This is a genomic window from Flagellimonas marinaquae, from assembly GCF_023716465.1.
Lineage (GTDB): Bacteria > Bacteroidota > Bacteroidia > Flavobacteriales > Flavobacteriaceae > Flagellimonas > Flagellimonas alginolytica.
On record NZ_CP092415.1, the window covers coordinates 301611 to 313772 of the forward strand.

Here is a 12162-nt window from a genome sequence, read left to right on the forward strand (position 1 = left end):
TCAGTTAAGTTTCCAAACGGTATTGTTTGTTGTTGAAAAATTGCTCCGTTGTGTTCCACCAATGGCAAATAGTTCTCCATTTAGATTGACCAATGCATAGAAAATGGCTCTTATTGGAACCGAATCAATCGTTGTGGCAGCTACCCAATCTACTCCGTTGGAAGATTCGTAAAAGGTTGAATCGGGGTTTGGGCCATCCACAGGGGTGGTCATCAATATAATTTTATCATCCAATACTACGGTCCTTACCGAGTTTATGCCCCTCTCACGGATTTCTGAGACTTCCGGGCTCGACCAGTTGATTCCATCCATACTGGTCCTTGTACTGATTTCTTCAATGTCCAAATCTGGATTGGGCTCGAAGGAATAAAGGGTTTCATTCAAGTTTTCAATTTGGAAACTGTACTTGGTATCAAACCCGTGATTTTCTATTTCCAAATTCCAATTCAATCCGTCGATACTGCTGTACACATTGCGTTCTGGGGATAGGTCATCTATATCGCCCGAATAGCCGGCAATTCTAAATATGCTATCCCCAAAAACTTCAAACTTTGAATTTTGATATTGTATAAATGGCGTAGTCTCCGTTTCTTCCACCCAAGCAATGCCATCTTCTGAACTAAAAATCTTATTGGACAGGATACCTTCAGAAATACCTCCGTAAATCCATAACTTGCCGTTGAAGGCAATCAATTCATGTCCATAGATGCCCCCAAAAGGAAAATCGCCTTCCAACGTCCAATTCTCACCATCATCACTGGACCATATATCCGTAAGGGCAACATCTGCTTCATTTCGTCCTCCAATCACCCAAATTTTATCATCAAAGACTTCAACCCCGGCGGCTTTTCTGGAACCGTATGCAGCGTCTTCAGTAATTAAGCTTGGGAATACGAGTTCGGTGGTAAATGTTTGAACTTCGCTTTCCGCCACCGTTTCGCCCTCTTCATAAGCAATGATTTGCCAAAAATAGTCGGTGTTCAAATCAAGGGCATCGTCCGTTTCAATCTCATACGAAGTAACTGTGAGTCCTGATTCGATTTCGGTCAGTGAATTTTCTGTAGTTCCAAGGAATAAGGAATATGTTATCGGTTGGTCGCTATCGTAATTTTCCCAGCTAATCGAAGGTGTTTTGGAAACTGGGCTTTCGTTGTTAGACGGAGTCAAGGTTGCCAATGTTTTTATAGTTGGCTCATCACCATCATCATCAATAACGACAACTCCGTTTCCATTGTCATCATTGCCGCAACCTTGGCACAATAGGATAAGACAAACGATAATTGATTTGAAATAAAGCTTCATAAGTATGTTAATTTTAGGTTGTTCTTGGTAATAGTTTGTTTATTAAGGGACTGGGCCAAAGTGATTCATTACGTTGTGGTAGATTATTGCAATAAACCCAGTTTTTGCCCTACTAGTTTTTTCTCCTTGGCCTATTCTTTAGAGAACTGTGTGCTTTTGATGACATTGTTTTTATTCATAATCTTTAGCTTATATTTTCCCTTTTGCAATTTGTTCACGTTCAAATAAATCTCATATCGGGGAACTTCTTCAAGTATGCCTTCATACCTCTTTTTCTTCATGGTGATATGAAGTGTTTTTGTGTTAGTCAATCGGTAAGTTTGAATGCATGGTTGTAGGCCACCATTCAACGCTGGAGCAAACATAATGGCACATAATGCTGAGGACTATGAATTATGTATCAAAGGCTATGAAATATGTAACAAGGCAGAAAACCTTGACCTTAAGAAGACGTGGGAAGGTTATTTTTTACTGAATTCAGAGGGAGATGTTCCATAGGTTTCCCTAAAACACTTTGTAAAATAGGAATGATCGTTAAAGCCTACCTGATAGCCAATTTCGGAGATATTGACATCACTTTTTTGTAGTAGCGAAGCGGCCAATTTTAGCCTTTGGCTACGAATAAATTCCGTAGTGGTCTGTCCCGTGAGCGCTTTTAATTTTCGGTGCAGTTGCATTCTGGACATACCCAAAGCTTTTGCAAAATCTTTTGAATTAAAGTCCGATGCGACCAAATGATCGTCCAAAACATTTTGGAGGGACTCCAAGAAGCGTTCATCATAAGAACTGATGGATATGTCCTTTGGGGTTAAAATAATCTCTTGACTAAACCGCTCCTGTAGTTTTCTGCGGCTCTCCAATAAGTTTTTGGCAGTCTGCTTCAAAATTTTGTTGTTGAATGGCTTGGTCAGATAGGCATCGGCACCTGTTTCCAATCCTGTCAGTCTATTTTCATCACCGGCCTTTGCCGTGAGCATTAGAATGGGAATGTGGGACGTAGCATCGTTGGTCTTACAATTTTCGGTCAATTTCAGTCCATCCTCTTCGGGCATCATCAGGTCTGTTATGATAAGATCGGGAACCTGTTTCAGTGCTTTTTCAAAACCGATGCTTCCATTATCTGCCGTAACAATATTAAATTCGTCATTAAAAATAGAAGAAACATAGGTGCGTAGATCCTCATTGTCATCAACGATCAAAATAATGTCCCGGCTTTCATCACTTTTCGTACTGGATACTTTACTCTCATCTTCAACGGCATCTGTATTTTCTTGATAGGTTTCCTTTAAACTTGTTGATTTTGTGCCAGTTACTTTTTCCTCGTTTGAGTAGTCGGTTTCAAGCATGGGCAATTCTACATGAAATGTGACACTTTCCGGACCGCTCTTGGCCTTAATCTTTCCTTTATGCAATCCGACCAGTTCTTTGGTAAGCGCCAGTCCAATGCCCGTGCCTCTTTTATTGGTATGAATTTGATGAAAGCGGTTGAATATTTCCTTTAATTCATTTTTTGTTAGGGATACACCTGTATTTGTCACCGTTAATGAGAGAACGCCCTCTATGGTTTCCGCCTCAAAATTTATCTTGGCATTTTGTGGGCTGTATTTTAGTGCATTGCCCAAAAGATTGCCCACGACCTTCTGAAGTATGTCAGCATCAAACCAATAATGATTTTGATCTTTGGAGATTTTTATTTGGAGTTGTTGGGACTTTTTTTCAGCGCTGAACAAGAACGATTCCGCCTGTGATTTCAAAAAAGTGGACAATATTGCTTTACCTACATGCAATTTGTAAAATCCTGATTCCAGTTTTGATAGGTCCAGCAACTGATCGACCAAAGTAGCGAGCTGTTGGGTGTTTTTTTTGGCAATGGTCAGGTTCCGCTTATCTTCTTGGCTTAGTTCCGCACGCTCCAGTTGCTGTTCTACCGGACCCTGTATCAAAGACAAAGGTGTACGCAGTTCATGGGATATGTTGGCAAAAAAGTTTGATTTGGCCACATCCAGCTCTCTTAATTTTTGATTCGTTCTTAGACGGTTGCGATAAAGCACAAAGAGAAACAATACTGCCACGGATGTTAAACCTATTCCTCCCAAAAAAAGATTACGCTGATTCCTTTTTTGTTGTTCGGCGAGTTCATTTTGTGATTTCAACAGTGCTATTTCTTGTTCTCTTTTTTGTGTTTGGTATTTGGCTTCAAGGTCCAGAGCAAGGCTTTTTTGCTTTCGGGCCTCTAGAGAATCTTGCAGAACGAATGATCGTCCATAGTATTCGACCGCTTGCTCAAAGTCCCCGGTTTTTCCATAGGATTCTGCTAGGTTTTTTGTGATTCCCAACAAAACACCACTAGAACCGGCATCGGCTTGTTTAAAATAGGCATAGGCGTCTTCAAAATATGGTACGGCCTGTTTATAGCGCCCAATTCTTAGAAGAAACCCAGCGTAGACCCGATTGGCGTTGGCAATTTGATTAGGGTCCCCCGTGTCAGTGAGCAGGGCAAGCCTTTTTTTATAGTAGGCATCGGCTTGATCATAATTATTGAGGTCTGTCTCTATGATACCCAAGGACCAATAAATATTAGCTACGTTTTCAATGGAACCGTTGCTTTTAAAATATGTCAAGCTTTTTTTAAAATAGGGCTTGGCCTTTTGATATTCCTTTCGTTGTCCAAAAATATTTCCAAGCATAATATAGCCGTAGTGTTCCTGATCGCTATCATTTATTTCCGAAGCCATTTGTATGGCGTTTTTAAAATATTGTTCAGACTTTCCGATATAAGAAGTGTCCTGTACGCTGTAGGTCCTTAAAAGTACTTTGCCTAAATTGAACAACGCTTTGACAACATATGGGTTCTTTTCTCCCGAAAATTCTGCAATGGAATCTATTTGCTGGTAGGTGGCTATTGCATCAACATCTTCAAACTTTGAATAATGTATGTTTCCAATGGAAAGTAGTGCACTGGTGGTCACTTCGGGCAAATTGTTCTCCGTCCCCAAAGCGATGGCCTTTTTGGCATAGTGCTGTGTGGAATCGTAATTTCCTTTGTGAAAGTAGTTATTGGCCACCTCACTTTGCGCTTTGCCCAAGAGAAAAAGTGAGGACATATTTTTTGCAATTTTCAAATTTTGCAATGCCAGCAGAAGTGCATCATCATATGCTGGGATTTTTGAAAGGGAATCTATTTGTGATTGGTTGGTCAAAAACTCTTGGGGTATATTTTGGCCAAATGATGAAATACCTATTGATGTAAGAATGCAAATAAGATTATATTTATTTATGGCCATTTTTTTCATCACTCTTAATCACTAAGTTAACTAAAATATATCTGGCTTAAATTAGGTGCAAGGAGTATTAGTCTTCTTCTTGGGGGCAATTGACCTCAAAATAGTTTGATGGGATTTAAGAGGACCTGAGATAAATCAAAGTTTAAACAAACGACAACTCATCATTACAATTCCACCCATTTATGACAGTTTAATTATATTTGATATGACGAAAGAAATTCAACCATAAAAGTTCACAAATCGTCAACATATAATGTGAACTCTTTCAGGATATTGATATACACTGGGCTGATGAACACAGGTTCTGAACCCAGTCAGGTCACTTTAAAAACATATCGCTTTATAAAAGTCTGCTTACCATGAGCAGACTTTTTTATTTGGAATGGTTTTCAACTGAAATTTGAATTTTCTGTACCAAAACTTTCAATAGATTAAACAATCAGACAACCGACCACAAACCATTCATTGAAAAAAAAGAGGACAACTTCGCTACATCCTCGATCAAATCCTTAATTTTAAAGAACGTACACAAAACTATCTTCACCTTGGAGCACCCACATCAACTAATTATTGATAACGTATGTAGGTTCATTGATTTGACCGAGCTCGAAAAACAGAAATATACTTCTTTGCTTACAAAAATAAGGGTCAGAAAAAAAGCCTTTTTATTGCAAGCGGGGGAAATTGCCCGGTACGAATATTTTATAACCAAAGGATGCCTAAAGGTCTATACTTTGGATAAAGAAGGTACTCCACATATTTCTATGTTCGCCGTTGAGGATCATTGGACGGGCGACATGGCCAGTTTTATGACCAAGACCCCATCGCATTATTTTATAAAAGCTACCGAGGATTCTGAATTATTGGGTATTTCAAGGACCAATTACGATTTACTTTTCCAAGAGATACCAAAATTCGAACGCTTCTACCGAATACTCTATCAAAAATCACTCATAAGCTATATAAAACGTTCCAACCAGGGTATATCCTTGACCGCAGAGGAGCGTTATATCGAATTTAAACGAAAATATCCCAATATTGTACATCGAATTACCCAAAAGGACCTCGCGGGCTACATTGGCATTACTCCAGAGTTTATGAGCAAGATCATCTCCAAGGTCAACCGGATGTAAAAGTCTTAAACTAGTTTATTTTTTTTCGTGCAATCCTCTCGGAATTTTGAAGCATGAAAAAAATAGTCACACTTACTTCGTTGAAATTCATTGTATTTGCAGGAGTCTTGAATGCGCAATTTACCCAAGTAGAGCTGTTTTCAGGTTTGGACAAGACAGACTTCACGATCTATTCAAGTTATCCCATCAATAACAAAAATACGCTCAGTATCGCTACCCTTGCTTTCTTTCAAAAATTCAGAAAAAACGAGAACTCAGTTTTTGATGAAGTAGGCGTGCAGCCCACGTTATTTTGGAACATCAATAAGCATATAGGAGTTGGCCCTTCAATTTATTACAACAGTTTTGCCGGTTATGCGGAACGCCTTTCCGCAAGGCTCATTCTAAAAAATTCACAGACACTGTTTGTACTTATTCCCACGGTTGCCCATTCCGAACAAAAGAAAGCCGGCTATGCCGAGGTGTTTGCGCAGTTTCAGTTCAACTCACCTATAAACGACAAAGCTTCCCTTTGGTTAAACGGACAATTTTTAACTATCTGGGACAAATTTAAAACGCACTCAAGAAGTTTTCAGCAGTTACGCGCAGGAGTATCGTTTACAGGGCACCAAATTGGTATTGGCGTTGACTATGACCAATATGGTCCCGACCCTATTGAAAAAACATCTTTCGGCCTGTATTACCGAAAAACTTTATAAATCCTATTAATCCAAAAACAAAAATCATGAAAAAAATCATCACAATAGCAGGAAGCAACAGTCAAAACTCCATTAACAAAACTCTGTTGACCTACACGGCCAGCTTACTTGAAAACGTAGAAATTATCCCAATCGACCTCAACAATTATGTTTTGCCCATTTATGGGGTTGATTTTGAAACTGAGAACGGTATTCCTCCTGCAGTCAAGAAACTGGACAGAATATTTGATACTGCGGATGGCTTTCTGATATCACTCGCCGAACATAATGGCTCATATGCAGCAGTGTTTAAAAATACCTTAGACTGGCTATCCAGGTCAAATATGAAGGTATGGAGAGAAAAACCCATGCTCTTGATGGCCACCTCACCTGGCACTCGAGGTGGAGCGACCGTATTAGAATCCGCAAGGGGCTACTTTCCGTTTATGGGTGCAAAGGTTACGGATACTTTTTCGTTGCCTTCATTTTATGAACACTTTATGGATGGAAAAATCACTGACGAAAATTTGAAAGAAGATATTCGTTCGAAGCTTAACAGGTTTAAAGTAACGATTCAATCATAAAAGGAATCTCTTATTTGCGGTTACCTCAATGTATTGTGTAACAAAAGAGTCATCCGATCGTGTTCTTTATCTACAATCAAAAAATGAAGAAAACTATTTTAATCATTGCATTTATTTTACCTGTAATCCTTTTTTCCCAATCCAAAGACACCCACAAAAAAGTTTTGATGGTGGTCAGTAGTTATGGAAAGGATATGGGATCGACACGACCGGGTTACGAATTTGACGAATTCTCCCAAGCCTATTTAATTTTTAAAAATAATGGGCTATCCATTGATGTCGCCAGTCCAAAGGGAGGACCGGTAGAATCGGACGAATACAACAAGGACAAGTCTTACAACAAAATATTCCTAGAGGACAAATCAGCTCTCAGTTTACTGGACGATACCAAAGCTACCTCCGATGTTAGTGCCGAAGATTATGATGCCATCTATATTGTTGGCGGTAAAGGAGCGATGTTTGATCTGCCCTACGACCCTGCCCTTCAAGATATCATTTCAAATTTGTACCTTAAGCAAGGAGCTGTAATATCATCGGTTTGTCATGGTCCAGCGGCCTTTGTTAATGTCAAAAACGGTGATGACTACATTATCAAAGATGTTGAGTTAACCAGTTTTTGTAATATAGAAGAGGAGCTTTTTGGAAAAAAATGGGTAAAGGAGTTCCCGTTTAGCTTGGAAACCAAATTAGAGTCAAGGGGCGCCATTTTTAAGCAAACTGATTTTATGTTGTCCAAAGTTGTTGTGTCGGGAAAGTTTGTTACCGGTCAAAACCCGTTCTCTACAACAGGTACGGCCGAAGCTGTTGTGGCATCTATGGGCCTTACTCCTGTTAAAAGAGCATTGTACAATGATGAGAGGAGTGCATATCTAATACAGGACCTATTGGATAACACAAAAACCATGGCATGGGTTGAAACAGAACTTACCAAAAACAAAGCCAACTACGACATACCATTGATAGCAGCCTACGGCTATTATAAAATTCTGGCCTCCACCGAGAACAATGAGGGATTATTAAAAGGAGCTGAATTGATCGAGTTGGCCTCACCATACTTTTTTAATGAGAATCTACAATTGTTATTGGCCAAAACCTATATTTCGTTGGATGAAAAAGAAAAAGCAAGGGATATAGCTAACGAATTGATTTCTAAAAACCTGCTAAAAGAACAAGCTGAAAAACTGCTTAAATCCACCAGCTGAAACTGATAATGTCTATCTCTGGTGTTCGAATAGGTGTGTTTTGAGCTAAAGACCAATAATCCTAGGAAACTTAGATGCAGATGAAAAGGACGAAGCCATTGCAATCTAACTGCTAGGGATTGTCAGTTTCAACAAAGTGCACGCAGGGACAATAGGATGATCTATCACATGAGGTGAATAGGTTGAGACAAAAAAATTAAAAAATGAAATTATGCCACATTTTGTAATAGACTGTTCAACACCAATTCTAGAGCAGGAGTTGCCGGAAGATATCATGCAGAAAGTCTATGACACGGTAAAATCAACCGGATTATTTGTGCCGGAAGAAATAAAAGTACGTATTCGTCCTTTTCAACATTACAATACGGGAAATACGGATGATGATTTCATCCACGTTTTTGCGAACATCATGGAAGGAAGAAATACTATCCAAAAAATGAACCTGTCAAAACAAATTGTAACAGCATTAAAAGCAATGTTTCCAAAGGTTCCCATTATTTCAATGAATGTAAGGGATTTCGAGAAAGCTACCTATTGTAACAAAGAAATGGTTTAAATTTTAATAAAGTAAAAAATGAAAAAAGTATGCTTAGTCTTATTGATAGTCTCATTTATCCTTGCCTGCACTAAGGATGAAAAGGGGAAGGTCCTAATTATAGTTTCAAATACAGAAGATATGGGAGACCCAGAAAAACACTTCGCGGGCAACAATCTATGGGAGGTAGCACCTCCATACCACATTTTTGTTTCTCATGGATATGAAGTGGATTTTGTTTCACCCACGGGTGAAAAGGTGCCTTTCTCCATGGATCCTATGGGCATAAGCAGTTATGCCATTAAATATGAAGATTTCAATGGTAAGGTTGAAGCCTCATTAACACCAGATCAGGTAGATTATAAAAACTATAAGGCTGTTTTTATTGGAGGGGGTTATGGGCCACTATTTGATGTTGCAGATAACGAAGATATGCTTGAAATAATTGCCAATATATATGAAGCTGTCGGAGTCGTCGGGGGATGCGGACATGGTCCTGGCGCTTTTGCCAATGTCAAACTGAGTAATGGCGAATATATGGTCAAGGATAAAAAAGTGACCGGATTTCCAAATTCAACGGAGGTTACCAAAAGCTGGGCTAAACAAGGAACCTTGTTGCCTATAATGCTAGAGGATCAATTACGTGCTAATGGAGCTAAGTTTCAAAACAAAAGTGACCTGAACGATAAACATGATGTGTTGGTTGACGAGCGAATTGTAACAACGATGTTTCTTCCCTCTTCCGCCATTGTTGCCAAAGAAATGATACATGAAATGGAAAAAACACATAATTAGAATTTTTGCATGAGAATTTTTGTGCTTGCCAAAATGAAAATCGGAAACGAAAACCAATTATTATTCAATACCGGGAAGAAAATCATCTTTTGTTCGACCAAAGTTCACCTGTAAAAACCAGCCCATGTCATCATCATCTTTGAATACTAATCGATTTTATGAACACTTATGAAAAATTAAGGCCAACCCCATTAAATTTCAAGTAAACGATTACTTATCATTTAAATGCCAATCATGTCCAACTGTTTTATTATATCTGAAATTAAGAAAGTAATTCGTCAATAACAGATGTGAACCTTCTCAGGATATTGATAAATACTGGGCTAATGAAGGGAGATTCGAGCCCAGTCAGGTTACTTTTACGGAAACCGACGAACACCGTTCATTGGTTTTTGTTTTAAGATCAACCCATAAAAAAAGCTGGTCGCTTTTGCACAACCAAAGCGACCAGCCTATATTTCAGAATACCTACCCCTAGCATATTAAATTTCGTGGAGAAGAGGTATTCCCTAATGTTTATTTACTCAACAAAATCCTTTTTTAGTCGAATAGGCGTATCTGGAATGCGATTGATCAATTGTTTCTTCTCCCCTTTTTTGATCAAATCGAAGGCATCGTACAAAGTTCCGATCGGTGTGTAGGCCTCATAGCTCAACTTATCCCCTTTTATGGTTATGATCTGGAACAATTGGGTAAATTCCCCTCTTCTTTCTATCCAGTCCTTATTGGTGGATTCGTACATTTTAGGGCCACTAACGGATACTGCGTAGATTGTTCCTGCGTCGGACATGGTGGTTACCCCAGAGCTTTCGTTACTGATCTGTCCTCTTGCATAAGTATGATCGTGCCCCTGCAAAACTAGGTCTACCTTATATTTATCTATCAATGGTTTAAGGTTTTCTATCAAGGCGGCATTATCTTCTCTTCTCTGGGCAGGGGTGTACAGGGGAAAGTGCATGGTCAGAGCTGTCCATTTCTTGGTGTTGCTGGCCAAAACAGAATCCAGCCATTGAACTTGTGGCTCCCTGGATTCTTCATTCCTATCAAAAAGTACTGCGTCTATGGAAACTATTTTCAAATCTTGATAATCCAAAACATATGTGGTCTCAGAAACCGATTCCAAATCTTTAGGACCATTTTTGGGCAGATTAAATTGGGGCTTCCATAAAGTTGTGAGCTCTTCGCCCCGATATTCATGATTGCCCGGAGTCATCATGCTTGGTACTGTGGCATGGATAAAACTTCCGGCATGGAACCACTCGCCCCACTCCAAATTGGAATCTTGACTGTTGATCAAGTCCCCTGCATGTAACATAAAATCCACAGACGGGAATTTCTTATACGAATTTCGGATTACACGGCTCCACATGGATTTAACATCGTTCTGTGCATCACCAAAATATATGAAGCTAAATTCCTCCCCTTCTTTATCGGAAGCTGTAGTATACTGGAACCATTCAGTCCAAAGTTTATCACCATCTGTTCCGAACATATCGGTTCCCACCCGGTATACATAAGTGGTATTGGGCTGTAAATCCGTTATACTGGCCGAGTGAAAATTGGCCTTCACCAAAGGTTCATTGTGCCTTTCATGCTTATTTTCAAATTTTTGGGTAGATGCATTTATACGTTGAACATCTCCCAATTTAAATTCGGGGCCATCGGTAGCCACCGCAACCTCTAGATAAGCGGTATCTATCTGTTGATTGGTACGCCAGTTCACCGCTAGTGTTGTGGAGGCATTCTCTGGCAAATTGGCAATTACCCTATCCGGGACTTTACTTGGAAATATCAGTTTATGGGAAAGCACCGTATCCAACTCCACGTAGTGTGTGTGGTGGTGGCCATCATTTCCATCTCCTTGGTTATGATGGTCGTTAGATTTGGTATTGGTCTGTTTGCACGAAATCGCAAAAATGGACAACATGACCATCAACGAAAATCTACGTGCCGAAAATCTTTGTTTGGCTACCATACTTCTAGTTTAATTTATAAAATTGAATATTACGCACTTCTTTAAATTTATCGATATTATTCTACTTTATCTGTTTGTTAAATTATTGTCATAATTATTTAGCATAGATGCGTTGTTTCAATTTAGATCAAATGGAATCAACATGGGATTAACTAAAATGGAGAGCGAAACAAACCCCTAAATCATTTCAACGACATACATTTATTGAGCAATGTCATAAAAAATAAGTAGTATTGGTTCTACATTTATGAAAACTAAAAAATGAGGGTATGCTGAATTCTGAGAAAATAGGAAACGAATTTTACCAAAACCTTGGAAAATTATTTTACGCCGTGGCCATGGCAGACAACAATGTTAGGCCCAAAGAAGTCGAACGCTTGCGGAAATATGTTAGGCAGTTCTGGTTGGATGTGGACGATGTTGAGGACGAATTCCATACCGATGCGGCCTATCAGATCGAGATTGTGTTCGATTGGCTGGAAGGTGAAGAAAAGGAGGGAGATGAATATTTTAACGAGTTTAAGGATTTTTATAAAGATCACCCCGAAAAGTTTTCCGAAAGTCTTAAAAAACTGATTGTTGAAACTGCCGATTCCATTGCAAATTCGTTTGCAGGAAAAAACAGGTCGGAAATGCTTACGATCTTTAAACTTAAGCAACTCTTTAACCATTAAT

General features: G+C 39.1%; 11 protein-coding genes. 7 read left to right on the forward strand and 4 right to left on the reverse strand.

Annotation, left to right across the window (positions count from 1 at the left end):
- From MJO53_RS01370 to MJO53_RS01380, 3 genes are all read right to left on the reverse strand, one after another.
- Positions 1 to 1302, reverse strand: coding sequence for a hypothetical protein (locus MJO53_RS01370; RefSeq protein ID WP_252080150.1), 1302 nt, complete (start codon positions 1300 to 1302; stop codon positions 1 to 3).
- Between the two features lie 131 nt (positions 1303 to 1433).
- Positions 1434 to 1583 (reverse strand): hypothetical protein, encoded by a 150-nt coding sequence (locus tag MJO53_RS01375; RefSeq protein ID WP_252080151.1) that lies wholly within the window; start codon positions 1581 to 1583, stop codon positions 1434 to 1436.
- Between the two features lie 180 nt (positions 1584 to 1763).
- Positions 1764 to 4406: a tetratricopeptide repeat protein gene (locus tag MJO53_RS01380; protein ID WP_252080152.1), complete on the reverse strand. Its 2643-nt coding sequence runs from the start codon at positions 4404 to 4406 to the stop codon at positions 1764 to 1766.
- An 809-nt stretch (positions 4407 to 5215) separates the two neighbouring features.
- Between MJO53_RS01380 and MJO53_RS01385 the strand changes: the two genes are divergently transcribed.
- The 6 genes from MJO53_RS01385 (at position 5216) to MJO53_RS01410 (ending at position 9512) form a co-directional block, all read left to right on the forward strand.
- The gene (locus MJO53_RS01385) at positions 5216 to 5719 is read left to right on the forward strand and encodes a Crp/Fnr family transcriptional regulator (RefSeq protein ID WP_252080153.1); all 504 of its coding nucleotides are present in this window, start codon (positions 5216 to 5218) and stop codon (positions 5717 to 5719) included.
- 53 nt (positions 5720 to 5772) lie between these two features.
- Complete coding sequence (locus MJO53_RS01390) at positions 5773 to 6417, forward strand: hypothetical protein (RefSeq protein ID WP_252080154.1); 645 nt, start codon at positions 5773 to 5775, stop codon at positions 6415 to 6417.
- Between the two features lie 26 nt (positions 6418 to 6443).
- A complete protein-coding gene (locus MJO53_RS01395) occupies positions 6444 to 6980 on the forward strand; it encodes an NADPH-dependent FMN reductase (RefSeq protein ID WP_252080155.1) in 537 nt (178 codons plus the stop codon).
- Positions 6981 to 7063: 83 nt separating this feature from the next.
- A complete protein-coding gene (locus tag MJO53_RS01400) occupies positions 7064 to 8182 on the forward strand; it encodes a DJ-1/PfpI family protein (protein WP_252080156.1) in 1119 nt (372 codons plus the stop codon).
- A gap of 211 nt (positions 8183 to 8393) precedes the next feature.
- The gene (locus MJO53_RS01405) at positions 8394 to 8738 is read left to right on the forward strand and encodes a 5-carboxymethyl-2-hydroxymuconate Delta-isomerase (RefSeq protein WP_252080157.1); all 345 of its coding nucleotides are present in this window, start codon (positions 8394 to 8396) and stop codon (positions 8736 to 8738) included.
- An 18-nt stretch (positions 8739 to 8756) separates the two neighbouring features.
- The gene (locus MJO53_RS01410; RefSeq protein ID WP_252080159.1) at positions 8757 to 9512 is read left to right on the forward strand and encodes a type 1 glutamine amidotransferase domain-containing protein; all 756 of its coding nucleotides are present in this window, start codon (positions 8757 to 8759) and stop codon (positions 9510 to 9512) included.
- 520 nt (positions 9513 to 10032) lie between these two features.
- On the opposite strand, the gene MJO53_RS01415 is transcribed toward MJO53_RS01410, so the two are convergent.
- Positions 10033 to 11487 carry a purple acid phosphatase family protein gene (locus MJO53_RS01415; RefSeq protein ID WP_252080160.1) on the reverse strand — a complete coding sequence of 485 codons (1455 nt, stop codon included), beginning with the start codon at positions 11485 to 11487 and terminating at the stop codon, positions 10033 to 10035.
- Positions 11488 to 11756: 269 nt separating this feature from the next.
- Between MJO53_RS01415 and MJO53_RS01420 the strand changes: the two genes are divergently transcribed.
- The gene (locus MJO53_RS01420) at positions 11757 to 12161 is read left to right on the forward strand and encodes a hypothetical protein (protein ID WP_252080162.1); all 405 of its coding nucleotides are present in this window, start codon (positions 11757 to 11759) and stop codon (positions 12159 to 12161) included.
- Position 12162 lies beyond the last annotated feature (1 nt).